Origin of the sequence: Xanthomonas sp. 3075 (genome assembly GCF_014197275.1) — a bacterium.
Taxonomy (GTDB): Bacteria; Pseudomonadota; Gammaproteobacteria; order Xanthomonadales; family Xanthomonadaceae; genus Xanthomonas; species Xanthomonas campestris_B.
Genome location: NZ_JACIFI010000016.1, coordinates 1 through 15164, shown reverse-complemented (window position 1 = coordinate 15164; position 15164 = coordinate 1). Strand labels below are relative to the sequence as shown.

Annotated in this window: 16 protein-coding genes; 12 read left to right on the top strand and 4 right to left on the bottom strand. The window is 65.3% G+C overall.

Annotated features, from left to right (window positions below):
* Positions 1 to 240: 240 nt before the first annotated feature.
* Positions 241 to 516, bottom strand: a complete 276-nt coding sequence (locus GGR62_RS15175) for a DUF2798 domain-containing protein (RefSeq protein WP_184408691.1) — start codon at positions 514 to 516, stop codon at positions 241 to 243.
* A 137-nt stretch (positions 517 to 653) separates the two neighbouring features.
* Between GGR62_RS15175 and GGR62_RS15170 the strand changes: the two genes are divergently transcribed.
* Entirely contained in the window at positions 654 to 1625 is a 972-nt protein-coding gene (locus tag GGR62_RS15170; RefSeq protein ID WP_184408690.1) for a LysR family transcriptional regulator, read from the top strand.
* A 183-nt stretch (positions 1626 to 1808) separates the two neighbouring features.
* Here the strand turns inward: GGR62_RS15170 and GGR62_RS15165 are convergent, their stop codons facing one another.
* Entirely contained in the window at positions 1809 to 3392 is a 1584-nt protein-coding gene (locus tag GGR62_RS15165) for an alpha-L-arabinofuranosidase C-terminal domain-containing protein (RefSeq protein ID WP_184408689.1), read from the bottom strand.
* A gap of 247 nt (positions 3393 to 3639) precedes the next feature.
* Between GGR62_RS15165 and GGR62_RS15160 the strand changes: the two genes are divergently transcribed.
* Positions 3640 to 4689 (top strand): aldose epimerase family protein, encoded by a 1050-nt coding sequence (locus GGR62_RS15160; RefSeq protein ID WP_184408688.1) that lies wholly within the window; start codon positions 3640 to 3642, stop codon positions 4687 to 4689.
* 183 nt (positions 4690 to 4872) lie between these two features.
* Here the strand turns inward: GGR62_RS15160 and ccsA are convergent, their stop codons facing one another.
* Positions 4873 to 5664 carry a cytochrome c biogenesis protein CcsA gene (gene ccsA / locus GGR62_RS15155; protein ID WP_184408687.1) on the bottom strand — a complete coding sequence of 264 codons (792 nt, stop codon included), beginning with the start codon at positions 5662 to 5664 and terminating at the stop codon, positions 4873 to 4875.
* 284 nt (positions 5665 to 5948) lie between these two features.
* On the opposite strand from ccsA, the gene ffh reads away from it, so the two are divergent.
* The 8 genes from ffh (at position 5949) to rplS (ending at position 11810) form a co-directional block, all read left to right on the top strand.
* Positions 5949 to 7325: a signal recognition particle protein gene (ffh, locus tag GGR62_RS15150; protein ID WP_184408686.1), complete on the top strand. Its 1377-nt coding sequence runs from the start codon at positions 5949 to 5951 to the stop codon at positions 7323 to 7325.
* A 59-nt stretch (positions 7326 to 7384) separates the two neighbouring features.
* Entirely contained in the window at positions 7385 to 7561 is a 177-nt protein-coding gene (locus GGR62_RS15145) for a hypothetical protein (protein WP_184408685.1), read from the top strand.
* Between the two features lie 88 nt (positions 7562 to 7649).
* A complete protein-coding gene (locus tag GGR62_RS15140) occupies positions 7650 to 8720 on the top strand; it encodes a nitronate monooxygenase (RefSeq protein WP_184408759.1) in 1071 nt (356 codons plus the stop codon).
* Positions 8711 to 9508 carry an aminotransferase class IV family protein gene (locus tag GGR62_RS15135; protein ID WP_184408684.1) on the top strand — a complete coding sequence of 266 codons (798 nt, stop codon included), beginning with the start codon at positions 8711 to 8713 and terminating at the stop codon, positions 9506 to 9508. Before GGR62_RS15140 ends, GGR62_RS15135 begins: the two co-directional genes overlap by 10 nt.
* 109 nt (positions 9509 to 9617) lie before the next feature.
* Positions 9618 to 9878 carry a 30S ribosomal protein S16 gene (gene rpsP / locus GGR62_RS15130; RefSeq protein ID WP_184408683.1) on the top strand — a complete coding sequence of 87 codons (261 nt, stop codon included), beginning with the start codon at positions 9618 to 9620 and terminating at the stop codon, positions 9876 to 9878.
* Between the two features lie 43 nt (positions 9879 to 9921).
* Positions 9922 to 10434 (top strand): ribosome maturation factor RimM, encoded by a 513-nt coding sequence (gene rimM, locus GGR62_RS15125; RefSeq protein ID WP_184408682.1) that lies wholly within the window; start codon positions 9922 to 9924, stop codon positions 10432 to 10434.
* Positions 10435 to 10499: 65 nt separating this feature from the next.
* Positions 10500 to 11258, top strand: coding sequence for a tRNA (guanosine(37)-N1)-methyltransferase TrmD (gene trmD / locus GGR62_RS15120; protein ID WP_184408681.1), 759 nt, complete (start codon positions 10500 to 10502; stop codon positions 11256 to 11258).
* A gap of 144 nt (positions 11259 to 11402) precedes the next feature.
* Positions 11403 to 11810 (top strand): 50S ribosomal protein L19, encoded by a 408-nt coding sequence (gene rplS, locus GGR62_RS15115; protein ID WP_011036399.1) that lies wholly within the window; start codon positions 11403 to 11405, stop codon positions 11808 to 11810.
* 338 nt (positions 11811 to 12148) lie between these two features.
* Here rplS and GGR62_RS15110 read toward each other — a convergent pair whose 3' ends face one another.
* Entirely contained in the window at positions 12149 to 13624 is a 1476-nt protein-coding gene (locus GGR62_RS15110) for an MATE family efflux transporter (RefSeq protein WP_184408680.1), read from the bottom strand.
* Positions 13625 to 13944: 320 nt separating this feature from the next.
* Between GGR62_RS15110 and GGR62_RS15105 the strand changes: the two genes are divergently transcribed.
* Entirely contained in the window at positions 13945 to 14352 is a 408-nt protein-coding gene (locus GGR62_RS15105; RefSeq protein WP_184408679.1) for an RNA-binding S4 domain-containing protein, read from the top strand.
* A gap of 17 nt (positions 14353 to 14369) precedes the next feature.
* Positions 14370 to 15053 (top strand): hypothetical protein, encoded by a 684-nt coding sequence (locus GGR62_RS15100; protein WP_184408678.1) that lies wholly within the window; start codon positions 14370 to 14372, stop codon positions 15051 to 15053.
* Positions 15054 to 15164: the final 111 nt, after the last annotated feature.

The window sequence follows — 15164 nt, the reverse complement described above, 5'->3', positions numbered from 1 at the left end:
AAGCAAGCCATTGCCCGGTCGTCCGCCAGATGCGCGGGCTGCCTATCGTTGGCATGCAGTGACGCCTGCGCCAACGCACGTATCAGTGCAGTGTTCGCTGCCTGCCGACCAACCTGCGGTGACGCGCTGGCGCGGACAACCGGTAGCGCAGGCTATGCGTGAGAGCCGGAGCGAACGAGCGATGGTGAGCTGGATGACGGCTGCTCCTGCCGGGTGATCGGTCAGCGGCCCGGGTGTCTCTCAGTGGCCTGCGTGCACGGTCCATGCCACCAGCCGAATCACCAACGGCCGCACCACCAGCACGCAGCAGAACGCAGTGGGCATCGCGATGCGATAGGCATCCAGTACGCGCCACAGATAACCGGGCGCCAGGCCGGTGTTGGCGCCGGTGATCACCAGGCACATCAGCAGCGCCATGATCGTGGCCATGTAGAACGCGAAAACAAAGGGGGTGGCGCGGACGCCCGGCTTCCAGCGCGGACGCACCTTGGTCGAAGAGGGTGGCGATGACGACATGGGAGGTGCCCGGAATGCCGCAACACAGCGGCGTGGGCGGCACTGTAGAAGCGCCGCCGACATCGGGGTAGATCGCGTAGCCTTGCGGCTTACATAAGCAAATCTTACGAATCGTTCGGTAATGCTGTGCCTCATCCATGAATATTCTTCAGTCCATCCGTAGTTTTGTCGGCACGGTCGATGCCGGCAGCATTGCCGCAGGTGCCAAGTTGCTGGGGGTGAGCGCGGCGGCGGTCAGCCAGAACATCGCGCGCCTGGAACAGCACCTTGGCGTGCGTCTGCTGCACCGGACCACGCGTAGCCTGGCCCTGACCGAGCGCGGAGCGCTCTACTACGAGCAGGTGCGCCAGCTGGAGCGCGATCTGGAGCGCGCGCGGCAATCGGTTGCCGGGCCGCAACAGGCGCCGGCCGGACGCCTGCGCGTTGCCAGCACCGCCGGGTTCGCGCGCCATGTGCTGGCGCCGATGTTGCCCGCATTGCGCCAGCGCTACCCGCAACTGGACATCGAATTGCAATGCACCGACCGCGTGGTGCAGCACGCCAGGGAAAGCGTGGACGTCAGCTTGCGGATCGAGGCGCAGCTGGAGGATGGCCTGGTGGCGCGCTGCATCGCGCAGGTCCCGTTCGTGGTCTGCGCTGCGCCGGAGTATCTGGTCCGTCGCGGCAGGCCGCAGACTGCGGACGAATTGAAGTACCACGACTGCCTGTTGCTGCGGTATCCGGTGGACGGACGGTTCCTGCGCTGGACCTTCGTGCGCGACGGCGTGCGCTTCCAGCCGGAGTTAGGCCAGGCGATGGTCAGCGACGATGTCGATGCGCTCGCCACCATGGCCGCTGCCGGTGGCGGCATCACGCGACTGGCCGCCTTTGTCGTCGAACCTTATATGCAGCGCGGTCAGCTGCAGCCGCTGTTCGTCCCCGATGCGGGCAGGGCGGCCCAGGCCTTGCCCGAGCCATTGCGGATCTACCTGTGCGTTGCCGACCGCCGCGACTTCACCCCGAAGGTGCGCGCCTTCATGGACCACGTGCTCGAACGCCTGCCGGCGCAGTGGCGCTTCACCGAGCCGGCGTTGCTGGCCGCACCTGCGGAAGCGGTGACCGGTGTGTAGCCGACATGTTCAAGCCGTTTGCTGCGCACTGGCAACAACGCGCACGCCGGTGTGATACGCCTGCGTGCAACCGGGTGTCGAACTGCCTGGTTGCCAAGCGGCTCCAGAACACGAAGTGCCCGACGTCGTCGTCTTCGATGCATGACACCATCGATCACTACCCACGCCGCAGCACCCTGGCGCTCACTCCAGCTTGAGCATCACGATCGAGTGCGCCGGCAGCGCCACGGTCAGTGCCTTGCCCTGTACGCGTGCACCGTTGAATGGCTTGGGCGCCACGTTACGCGGCTGTGCAAACGTGTTGTGTGCGGTGATTGCCGGAGCGGTCAGGATCTGTCCGGCCACGCCGCGCAGCGGCAGGCCGTCCACCTGCACGGCGACGGTTGCCGCTGCGGTGGCATCCAGATTGGTCAATGCCACATAGACGTGGCCGTCCTTGGCCTTGACGGCCGAACCGTGCACCGCAGGTACATGCGCATCGCCGTGGCGGTACTGCGGCGTCTGCAGTTGCAGCGGCAGGTGGGTGGCGTCCTGATACGGCTTGTACAGCGCGAACACATGGTAGGTGGGCGTCAGCACCATCTTGTCGCCGTCGGTGAGGATCATCGCCTGCAGCACGTTGACCATCTGCGCGATGTTGGCCATGCGCACGCGCTCGGCATGCGCGCTGAAGATGTCGATGTTCAACGACGCCACCAGCGCATCGCGCAGACTGTTCTGCTGATGCAGAAAACCGGGGTTGGCATCGGGCAGGCCGGCGTACCAGGTGCCCCATTCGTCCACGACCAAGGCCACTTTCTTGCCCGGGTCATAGCGGTCCATGATCGCGCTGTGTTTGCTGATCAGCTCATCCATCACCAACGTGCGCGCCAGCGTATCGATCCACGCAGCCTCATCGAAATCGGTCGATGACGCGCGCGGCGGCCAGCCACCGGGCACGGTGTAGTAGTGCAGGCTCAGGCCGTCCATCAGCTTGCCGGCCTCGCGCATCATCACCTCGGTCCAGTGGTAATCGTCGTTGTTGGGGCCGGGCGCGATCTTGAGGATCTTCTGGTTGGCCGGTGCCTTGACGAAGGTCTGGTAGCGCCGATACACGTCGGCCGCGTATTCCACGCGCATGTTGCCGCCGCAGCCCCACAGCTCGTTGCCCACGCCGAAGTAGGGCACCTGCCACGGCGCATCGCGGCCATTGGCGCGGCGCTCGTTGGCCAACGTCGACCGGCTCGGCGCGGTCATGTATTCGGCCCATTGCGCGATTTCGTCCGGCGCCGCATTGCCCACGTTGCCGGCGACATAGGCCTGGGTGCCGAGCAGCTCGGTGAAGTCCATGAATTCGTGCGTGCCGAAGTGGTTGGATTCTTCCACGCCGCCCCAGTGCGTGTTGACGCTGATCGGGCGCTTGGCCTGCGCGCCGACGCCATCGCGCCAATGGTATTCGTCGGCAAAGCAACCGCCCGGCCAGCGAATGTTCGGTACCGCAATGGCCTTCAACGCCGCCACCACATCGTTGCGATAGCCGCGTGTATTGGGGATGGGCGAGTCCTCGCCAACCCACACCCCGCCATAGATGCCGGTCCCCAGGTGCTCGGCAAACTGCCCGAACAGCTGCCGCGATACCTGCGCACCGGGCTGGTCCGCCTGCAGCGTGCCGGTCACCTTGACCTCGGTAGCGGAGCCGGCGAGCGCGCTGGTGGCCAGTGCGACTGCCACGATCGACCGCAACAGCTGGCTGAGTGATAGCCGCAACGCGAGGGGAATGCACTGCATCGGGTGGGTGCTCCTGTGCTGGTCGGTGGAGGTGGTCACGCACAGCCAGTGGGCAAGCGTGGCCCTAGCGTAGTGCGTGCACTGCCTGCCTGTATTGCTGCATTGCGACCAAGGCGAACACCGCCGCATGCAGACAGCGCGCGGTTGGAGCAATCGACATGCGTTGCGCCACGAGATGCGCAGCAGCATGGCAGGCAGCCACGTCGGGCGGCTATGCTCGCCAGCTTCCAGTATCGGCGGGACGATCATGCAGCGAGTGTTCGGGCGGTTGCCAGACGGGGTCGAGATCCATGCGCTGACGCTGCGCAGCGATGCCGGGCTGGAGGCGGAGATCCTCACCTACGGCGGCATCCTGCATGCGCTGCGGCTGACCACTGCGCAGGGCGTGGTGCCGCTGGTGTTGGCGTTGCCGGATCTGCCCGCGTACGCCGCCGATGGCGACAGCCTCAATATCCTGGTCGGGCGTTTTGGCAATCGCATCGGCGGTGCGCGTTACACGCTCGATGGCGTGACCCACACGCTGGTGGCCAACGAAGGGCGTAACCAGTTGCATGGCGGTCTGCACGGTTTCGGGCGGCGTGTGTGGAGCGTGCTGGAGCACGCGCCCGATCAGGTGTTGCTCGGCTACGACTCGCCCGATGGCGAAGAAGGCTACCCCGGCAATCTGCAGGTGCGCGCGCGGCTGCAACTGCGAGGGCTCGACCTGCAGTTGGACTTCGAGGCGCAGTGCGATGCCGCTACCCCGTTGAACCTCACCCATCACCCATATTTCAACCTGTCCGGCGACCCGCATCAGCGCGCCGCCGCGCAGGTGCTGCGTGTGCCGGCCGATCGTTATCTGCCGGTGGATGCCGAATCGATCCCGACCGGCGAGATCGCCCCGGTCGCCGGCACACCGTTCGATTTCCGCAACGCTGCCGCCTTGGCCGACAACCGCGATGCTGCGCATCCGCAGGTGATCCTTGGCAAAGGCTACGACCGGTGCCTGGTGCTGGCGGCAGACGCCGATTGCGTGGCCGAGCTGTACTCGCCGCACAGTGGCGTGGCGCTACGCATCACCAGCGATGCACCGGCAGTGCAACTGTACGAAGGCCAGCATCTGGACGACCACCATCCCGGCCTGGGACGCGGGGTGTGCCTGGAGCCGCAGGACTACCCGGATGCACCGAATCATCCGCATTTCCCGTCGACGATCCTGCGTCCCGGCCAGACCTATCGCCGCCATATCGCCTATCGCTTCGCCAGCCCGGGACCGGATCGGCCGTGGGCGGAGGTCAGCGCTGCGCTGGATGCCTAGCTGCGGCGATCGCAACGGCCATGCGGTCGTCGGGCGGGCAGGGCAGCGTTGCCGCCGTGCCGGCGACGGCTGGGCGCGGTGGTCGTCTACTTTGAGCTGAGCAGGGGCAGCGACGGCGCTAGCCCTGCGCGCACCGGCGCCTGGCGCATACCGGGTGCATGGACGCACGCGCAGCCAGCGCGATCAGCGCGGCCCCAGCACCAGCTCGATCACGAACTTGCTGCCGAAGAACGACAACACCAGCAGCGCCATCGCGGTCAGCGTCCAGTGCACCGCCTTGGTGCCGCGCCAGCCATTACGCCAGCGGCCGATCAGCAGCGCACCGAACACGATCCACGACAGGATGCTGAGCACGGTCTTGTGCAGTAGCCGCTGCGCCAGGAAGTCCTGCACGAACAGCAGGCCGGTGAGCAGGGTCAGGCTCAGCAACACAAAGCCCACCGTGATCGTGCGGAACAGCAGCGTCTCCAGCTCGGTCAATGGTGGCAGCGCACGCAGCCAGGTATGGAAATCGCGCCTGCGCAATGCGCGCTCCTGCAGCCACAGCATGATCGCCAGCAGCGCGGCAATGCCCAGCGTGGCATAGGCCAACAGCGCCATCCATGCGTGCAGCTCCAGCCGCCAGCCCAGATCCGCGCTCGGCTCATGGCCGTAGGCGTGGTAGCAGACCAGCAGCAAGGCCGACAGCGGGAACACCACCACGCCCACTGCTGCCATGCGCCCGCGGGCGCCGAACACCGCCGTCAGCGCCGCCATGCCCAGCCCGCACAGCGACAGCGCGGCGAAGAAGTGCATGTCCGGCCCGCCAGCGGTACGGAACGCAACCATCGCGTGATAGCCGGCGTGCAGCGCCACCGCCGCCAATGCTGGCGCCAGCCAACGCGCGGGTGCCTGGTTGCCATCGCGCACTACCGCTCGGGTGAGCAGTGCCGTGGCCAGCAGATACAAGGCGGACGCGATGAGAATGAGTGTCATCGTGGAAGTTTCGCATATTGGTGGGGCAGGGATTCGGGATTCGGGAATCGGTGAAGCAGGAGCTGTGGGTCGCGAGAGTTGAGGGGACTGGCAGCGAGCAGTCGTGGGGCCGGGCATCGACCTGGCGCTTCGTTGGGCTGGCGGCGGCGGCGCGGCCGGCTTGGGCGAGCTGACCCTGTCGGGCGGGACAGGGCCGCGGGTGCCGGGCAGCGGCGCTGGCCGGGGCAGGCCGTCAGCCGGTGCCGCTATAATCGGTGCCCGTTTCCCTTTGCGGTCCCTTGCGCATGTTCGAGTCCCTTACCCAACGTCTCTCCGGCACCATGGAGCGCCTGCGCGGCCGCGGCCGCCTGACCGAGGAGAACATCCGCGAAGCCACCCGTGAAGTGCGCATCGCGCTGCTCGAAGCCGACGTCGCCCTGCCGGTGGTGCAGGCGCTGATCGAGCGCATCAAGGTGCGCGCGGTCGGCCAGGAGGTGCTCAAGTCGCTGACCCCGGGCCAGGCGCTGATCAAGATCGTCCGCGACGAACTGACCGCTGTCATGGGCGCGGCCGCCACCGACCTCAACCTCAACGTGCCGGCCCCGGCGATCATCCTGATGGCCGGCCTGCAGGGCGCGGGCAAGACCACCACGGTCGGCAAGCTCGCCAAGCACCTGAAGGAAAAGCGCAAGAAAAAGGTCATGGTGGTCTCGGCCGACGTCTATCGCCCGGCCGCGATCGAGCAGCTCAAGACCCTGGCCGAGCAGGTCGGCGTGCTGTTCTTCGCCTCCGACGCCTCGCAGAAGCCGGTCGATATCGTGCGTGCCGCCATCAGCGACGCGCGCAAGTCCTTCGTCGACGTGCTGCTGGTCGATACCGCCGGCCGCCTGGCGATCGATGCGGCGATGATGGACGAGATCAAGGCGCTGCACGCGGCGGTCAACCCGACCGAAACCCTGTTCGTGGTCGATGCGATGACCGGCCAGGACGCGGCCAACACCGCCAAGGCCTTCGGCGAGGCATTGCCGCTGACCGGGGTGGTGCTGACCAAGACCGACGGCGACGCCCGTGGCGGTGCGGCGCTGAGCGTGCGCTACATCACCGGCAAGCCGATCAAGTTCGTCGGTACCGGCGAAAAGACCGACGGCCTGGACGTGTTCCATCCCGACCGCGTCGCCAGCCGCATCCTGGACATGGGCGATGTGCTGTCGCTGGTGGAGCAGGTCGAGCACAGCGTCGACCAGGAAAAAGCCGCCAAGCTCGCCGCCAAGGTCGCCAAGGGCAAGAAGTTCGACCTCAACGACATGAAGGAGCAGCTCGAGCAGATGCAGAACATGGGCGGCATCCATGGGCTGATGGACAAGCTGCCGGGCATGGGCCAGATCCCGGACAACGTCAAGCAGCAGGTCACTGGCAAGGAAGTGCCGCGCATGATCGCCATCATCAATTCGATGACCAAGAAAGAGCGCCGCAACCCGACATTGCTCAACGGTTCGCGCCGCGCCCGCATCGCACGCGGCTCGGGCATGCAGCCGGCCGACGTCAACAAGCTGATGAAGCAGTACCAGCAGATGGAAAAGATGATGGGCAAGCTGGCCGGCGGCGGCATGAAGGGCCTGATGCGCAACATGAAGGGCATGATGGGCGCCATGGGCGGCCGTGGCGGCATGCCGTTCCGTTGAGTTTCAAGCGGCAACGCGTGCCTCGACAGGCACGCGTTGCGTCGCACGCGCTGGCAATCATGCGGGCGCTGCAGTCGACCACTGGCTGGATCGTGCTGCTGCCGGCAGTGTCGGTGGCGTGGCTGGTGATGATGCGGATGGTCGGATCGATCAGCGTGCCGACGCACGCGCAAGCGTCGTCGATCAACACGCTGTCGATCAAGCTATGTCGCGTCCTGCCGTTGCCACTGCGGTAACTGACGGACGTTGGTCGATCGCCATGCTGCGCGCGCGCCGGATGCACCGGCGGTTACCATGACGTCTCATCATTCCAGGCCGCGCACGATGGGTTCGTTTTCGCATATCGACGCCTTCCAGCAGCGGTTTGGTTTAGGCCTGCCGATCCTGCTCAGCCCCATGGCCGGCGCCTGCCCGGTGCCGTTGTCGGTCGCTGTCGCCAACGCTGGCGGCATGGGCGCCATGGGCGCGGTGCTGTCGCAGCCGCAGGACATCGTGGCGTGGATGGCGGCGTTTCGTGACGCGAGTGCGGGGCCTGCACAGATCAATCTGTGGATTCCCGATCCGGCACCTGTACGCGATGCCGATGCCGAGGCGCGCGTGCGCGAGTTTCTATCGCAGTGGGGGCCGCCGGTTCCCGAGGCGGCGGGCGATGCAACACCGGCCGACTTCGATGCCCAGTTCGAGGCCTTGCTCGCCGCTCGTCCTGCGGTCGCATCGTCGATCATGGGCGTCTTTCGGCCCGATCAGGTGACACGCCTGAAGCGCGCCGGCATCGCCTGGTTCGCTTGCGCGACGACGCTGGACGAAGCGCGTGCGGCTCAGGCGGCCGGTGCCGATGCGGTGGTCGCGCAGGGCGCCGAAGCCGGCGGGCATCGCGGTGCGTTCGACGCCGGTCGTGCCGAGCGGCAGATGACCGGGCTGTTTGCCTTGTTGCCGCGATTGGTCGATCACCTGGATATCCCGGTGATCGCCGCAGGCGGCATCGCCGATGCGCGCGGCATTGCCGCAGCGCTGATGCTGGGCGCAAGCGCCGTACAGATCGGCACCGGCTTGCTGCGCACCCCCGAGGCGGCGCTGCCGAGCGCCTGGGCCGACGCCCTGGCCCAGGCCGAACCGGAACAGACCCAGACGACCCGCGCATTTTCCGGCCGGCTGGGGCGTGCGCTCGCCACCCCGTATGTGCGTGCTGCCGCTGCTGCGGATTCGCCGCCACCAGCCCCGTATCCGGTACAGCGCGCAGTGACCGCGCCGATGCGTCAGGCCGCGATGCGCGACAACCGCCTGGACGCCATGCAGGCCTGGGCCGGGCAATCGGCCTGGATGGCGCCTGCACAGCCGGCCGCGCAATTGGTCGCCCAGTGGTGGGCGGAAGCACAGGTGCTGTCATGTCGCTGATCTTCTGCAACGGCGCTCCGGCGACAGCGCAGCAATTGGGCGCTGCCGCGCTGATCAACTACGGCCACTTCACCACGCTGCAGGTGCGCGACGGTGCCACGCTGGGGCTGCACCTGCATCTGCATCGCCTGCAGGAAGATAGCCGCGCGCTGTTCGGCCAGGAACTGGAAACGGACCAGCTGCGGGTGCAGTTGCACGCCGCGCTGCTGGCATCGGCCATGGCCGATGCCAGCCTGCGCGTCACCGTGTTCGCGCCCGACTACGATTTCCGCGACCCATTGCGCGAGGTCGCACTGGATGTGCTGGTCGCCATCTCGCCGCCGGCGGAGATGCCCGACACCGGGCTGCGCGTGCAGGTGACCGATTACGTACGCGAGCGGCCGGAACTCAAGCATGTCGGCACGTTTCCGCTGCTGCATCTGCGCCGCCTGGCCATGCAGGCCGACCATGACGATGTGGTGCTGCAGGACCGGCAGGGCAGGCTGCTGGAGGGGGCGTTCTGGAATCTGGGACTGTGGGAGCGCGGCGGGGTGGTCTGGCCGCAAGGGCCGGCACTGCTGGGCACCCGGCAGCAGTTGCTGCAGTCCGGGCTGAAGACGCTGGGCATCGCCCAGATCAGCCGCCCGGTGGAGCTGAGCGAACTGGACCGTTTCGATGGCGCATTCGCCTGCAATGCGCGCGGGCAGCAGGCCATCGTGGCGCTGGGGCCGGCACGTTGGGGGCCGCATGCCGCGCAGTTGCCGCTGCTGGAGCGGGCCCTGCAAACCCATGCCTGGCAAGCGATCTGAGTGATCTGGCGTGCCGGCGCCGGGTGACTTGGCTTCGCTGCCGCAGCCCGCTATAATCGCCGGCTTACCGCGCCACTCTGGCGACTGGGCAACTCAGGAAAACGACACCATGGTCAAGATTCGACTGACCCGCGGCGGCGCCAAGAAGCGTCCGTTCTACCACATCATCGTGACCGACGTGCGCAGCGCGCGCGACGGCCGCAACATCGAGCGTCTGGGTTACTACAACCCGGTTGCCCAGGGCGCAGAACCGCGCGTCGTGCTGGACCTTGCGCGCGTCGACCATTGGGTCGGCCAGGGCGCACAGCTGACCGACAAGGTGCGTAACCTGTATCGCGAAGCATCCAAGTCCCAGGCTGCTGCGGCCTGATCCGGGAGGGCCGGGCATGTATCGCCCGGCCTAGTTGACGCAGATGAAACCGACCGAGCGCCGTATCCTGCTGGGCAGGGTTGTCGGCGCTTTTGGTGTCAAGGGCGAGCTCAAGCTCGAATCCTGGACCGAGCCGCGTAGCGCCATCTTCCGGTACCAACCGTGGATCGTGCGGACGCCCTCGGGGCAGGAGTCGGTCGTCAGTGGCGTACGTGGACGCGATCAGGGCAAGAATCTGATTGCGGTGTTCCCCGACGTCAGTGACCGTGACACCGTCGAAGCCATGCACGGAACCGAGATTTACGTCTCGCGCAGCGTGCTGCCGCCGCCCAAGCCCGATGAATATTATTGGGTGGATCTGGAAGAGCTGCAGGTGGAAACCGTCGAGGGCGTCAAGCTCGGTACGGTCTCGCATCTGTTCTCCACCGGCTCCAACGACGTGATGGTGGTGCGCGGCGATCGCGAGCGGCTGGTGCCGTTCGTGCTGCCGGATTTCGTCAAGTCGGTCGACTTCGACGCCAACTTGATCGTGGTGGATTGGGACCCGGACTTCTGATCAAAGCGGTGCCCCGGCTCCGCTCTTGCTCTACCCATTCCCCAATCCCGATTCCCGATTCTCCAGTGCGCATCGACGTCATCAGCCTGTTCCCCGAGTTCATCGCGCAATGCGCGGCGTTCGGCGTGGTCGGGCGGGCGCAGGAGCGTGGCTTGCTGGACTTGCAGGGCTGGAATCCGCGCGATCATGCGCAGGGCAATTACCGCCGGGTGGACGATCGTCCGTTCGGTGGCGGGCCCGGCATGGTGATGTTGATCGAGCCGCTGCGGGCCTGTCTGGACGCGGTGCAGGCGGCAGACGCGCGTCCGGCGCCGGTGATCTATCTCAGCCCGCAGGGGCGGCCGTTGACCCAGCCGCTCGCTCGCGAGCTGGCGCAGTTGCCACGCATGGTGTTGCTGTGCGGGCGCTACGAAGGCGTGGACGAGCGGTTTCTGGCGCAGGCGGTGGATATGGAAATCTCCATCGGCGACTACGTGTTGTCCGGCGGCGAATTGGGCGCAGCGGTGCTGGTGGATGTGGTGACGCGGTTGCAGGAGGGGGTGTTGAACGACGCCGAATCCGCAGCCCAGGACAGTTTCGAAGGCCCGCAAGGGCTGCTCGACTGCCCGCACTACAGCCATCCGTCGACCCACGACTGGGGCGATGTGCCGGACGTGCTGCGCTCGGGCAACCACGGCGCGATTGCGCGCTGGCGCCGGCAGCAGTCGCTGGGCCGGACCTGGCTGCGTCGCCCGGACCTGCTCGATGAGGCCGGGTTGGACAAGAACGATCGCCGTCTGCTGGACGAGTTTCGCCGCGAACTCGCCCCGGACGACGAGAAATAAGGGCTCACCCCTAGCTCTTGCAAGATTGATTGGGGTACAATATGCGGCTTGCTGGCCAGCCCTGCGCTTGGCCCTCCTACGAACCTCGAGCAATCGCCGTGCGGCGACTGCCGGTCCAATATCACCAGACACGCGGTGCCCACCATGAGCAAACTCAACAAGACCATCCTGGCTGACTTCGAAGCCGCCCAGATCCAGCGCCAGCTGCCGGAGTTCAACCAGGGCGACACCGTCGTGGTGAACGTCAAGGTGAAGGAAGGCAACCGCGAGCGCGTGCAGGCCTATGAGGGCGTGGTGATCGGTACCAAGAATGCCGGCCTGAACTCCGCATTCACCGTGCGCAAGATTTCGCACGGCTTTGGCGTCGAGCGCGTGTTCCAGACCCACAGCGCCATCATCGACTCGGTCGAAGTGAAGCGTCGCGGTAAGGTGCGCGCGGGCAAGCTGTACTACCTGCGTGGTCTGGAAGGCAAGGCTGCCCGCATCAAGGAAGATCTGGCCGCCGCTGCACAGGCCAAGGCCGCTCGCCAGGCTGCTGCCAAGGCTGAGTAAGTCACTGGCAGGCTTGTCCTGCCATTGCCAAACGGCCGCCTTCGGGCGGCCGTTTGCGTTGTGGGAATCGGGATTAGGGAATCGAGATTGGGGATTGGGGATTTGACGGTGGTGCGTGCGTGAGGTGCGCGGGGTAGGCGAGCGCGTGGTTGTTGCTAGTGGGAAAGACCTCCTGGCAGCTGCCCGCTAGCGGTTACCTGGGTCTGGCAGGTCGTCGATGAATCACCAAGCGCCTGTACGCTGCATCGATCATCTCAACAGGGCATCCTCCTGCTGCTTTCGACCTGGCGTGATGTCAGCCGTTGTGGCAGTACGCCGCCCGGTGCTGCCAGCCGACGTCAGCGCTGGCGGGGCTGCGGCACATCCGTGATTGGCGCCGTATCTGCAATCGGTGACGCCGGATGCGCCGGCACTTCGGCGGCGGCAGCCAGTGCCGAAGGATCTGCAGGCGTGGCCAGCATGCGTGCCTTGCGCCAGCCGCCCCAGCGGTAATACGCCAGCGACAGCAGCATCGAGCACACCGAGCTGATCGGAAGGCTCCACCAGATGCCATCGGCTCCCAGATGCGGAATCAAGACGTTCGCCAGCGGTACGCGCACTCCCCACAGGCCGAACGCCAGAATCAGCAGTGGCGGGATCACCGCACCGGTGGCGCGCACCACGCCGGAAATCACAAAGCTCACGCCGAACAGCAGGAACGACCAGATACCGATGTGATTGAGATGCCGCGCGACCTCCAGCGTCGGGCTGTCGGCGGGCAGGAATAGCGCCAGCGTCCAGCGGTCGAACAGGATCAACAGTCCGATCAGCACGCCGGTCATCAGGACGTTGGCGACGATACCGGTACGCGCGGTCGCATCGACACGGTTCCAGAGACCGGCGCCCACGTTCTGCGCGGCCATCGTCGAGCACGCAGCGCCCAGCGCCATCGCCGGCATCTGCACATAGGTCCATAGCTGCAGCGCCGCGCCGTAGGCGGCTGCGGTGTCGGTACCGAAGCCATTGACCAGCGTCATCATCGCGATCATGGCCAAGGAAATCAGCACCATCTGCAGGCCCATCGGCACGCCTTTGACGATGAGCGCGCGCAGGATCGTCGGCGCGAGGCGGAACAGGCGCAGATCGCCGCGCCCCAGCCACAGGACATGACGTTTGCTGCGCAGATACAGCAGCAAACCGCCCAGCGCCACCGCCTGCGCCAGCAACGTGGCCCAGGCCGCACCGGCGATGCCCAGCGCCGGAAACGGGCCCAGGCCGAAGATCAGCAGCGGGTTGAATACGATGTCCAGCACCACCGACACCAACAAAAAGCGGAACGGCGTGCGGGCATCGCCGGTGCCGCGCAGCGCCGCCGACAGGAACGCGAACACATAGATCAGCGGCATGGCCAGGAAGATCACCCGCAGGTACGCCTCGGCCAGCGTTTGCGATGCCGCCGGCGTGCCCATCGCGGTCAACAGATGCGGCGCCAGAAACCAGCCGAGCACCGCGATCACTGCCGACAGCCCGCCGAAGAAACTGGCGCTGGTGCCCATGACCTTGCGCGCCTGGGCGATGTCGCGCGCGCCCATCGCCTGGCCGATCAGGATGGTCGAGGCCATGCCGATACCGAACACCGAGCCGATCAGGAAGAACATGATGCTGTTGGCATTGGCGGCCGCAGTCAGCGCCGCCTCGCCGAGGTAGCGGCCCACCCAGATCGCATTGATCGAACCGTTGAGCGATTGGGCGATGTTTCCCGCCAGGATCGGCATCGCGAACAGCAGCAGATTCTTGCCGATCGGGCCTTCGGTAAGGACAGCGGATTTGGGCATCGCAGACGCGCCGTGGTGCGGAAGCTGCGAACACTAGCATTGGCATGTGCGAGGTGTGCGGTCGCCTTGCGAATCTCAACAGCCATGGAAGAGCGAGCTCGCTAGGCCGATGCCACGGGCACCACACGCGCTATGCAGCTCTGCCTGTATCGGTCAGCCAGTGTGTGGCAGGCAGGCTTGGTCTGGCTGGCGGTGGCGCTTGAGTTTCGACGAGGTTGCCCAAATATTTTTCGCTCAGTGCAGCCCGTTATGACGCGCCGATGCAGCGGCGATGACCACACCGGCCTGCAGCCCATTGAACCCACGGCAAGCACAACCCGATGACTCAACTGGTGGAACAAGCGACGACGGTCAGGCTGGATGTCTGGCTGTGGGCGGCACGCTTCTTCAAGACGCGCAGCCTGGCCAAGACGGCGGTGGACAACGGCAAGGTGGATGTCGCCGGCCAGCGACCCAAGCCCTCGCGTACGTTGCGCAGCGGCGAGCAATTGCGCATCGACCGTGGCGGCGAGATCTTCGAGATCACCGTCGCGGCGTTGAGCGATGTGCGCGGCCCGGCACCGGTCGCACAGGCGCTGTACGTGGAAAGCGATGCCTCCCGAGAAGCCCGCTCGCAATGGCGGCTGCAGCGCGCCGCCGAACGCACCGGCTATCGCGCACCCGAGGGCAAGCCGGACAAGCGTGCCCGCCGGCTGATCAACGCGCTGGGCGATATCGACGCGTTGTGAAAAAGATAGGAGTTGAGATGGATGATGTTCCGAAGTCAATAGTTAGGCTGAGTCTTGGATTTATTGCTGAAGGCGGAAATGCTGAGCCCTCGCCCGAAATCTATTCTGTAGTGACCGGCGAGAAAAGATTCTTTTCTGATTTCATGGCTTACTTGATTAGCTTGCTTGGTGTTGTGATGTGCTTGGAGGCGGCGCGGTCCGGCAGTTCGAGTGCTTATCGGTCTGATGACTCAATATCTATCAGTAGTCGTCTCTCGCCTGCACGGTGGATATGGAAGCCTAGTTCTGCAATTTCTGATCTTGGGTTTAACTTTGTGCCTTTCGAATTGCAATTGGAAAGACAATCCTATGTTGCTGATGAGGATGCCCCCGGGGAACTGCCTCTCGGCTCAATTGCATCGATGCTTTATTGCTATGGTCAAGCACTAGGCACGAATTACTTCGAGCGAAATAAGGTTTTTGTTCAAAAGAAATATGGGGTGGAGCAGAAGTATTGGCCGGAAGTCTGGCAGTTTGCTGCCGTGGTCCGCAATGCAATGGCTCATGGAGGAGAAGTTCACTTCCTCAATCCGAAAGCTATGCCGGTGGAATGGAAGGGTGTCAGATATTCGCCGATTGACAACGGAAGAAAACTTCTTCATCACGATCTCTGGCCAGGTGATCTAATGGATCTAATTTCTGAAATGGATTTGATTATTTAGTATTTATTTGAGTACTCGACATCCCCCCGCCCTGAGTAGCGGCTTGGTTTAGAGTCCGGGGGTAATGATATCGGTGTTGGCCAGATGTTGGGCATAAGCAGCCGGGGTCAT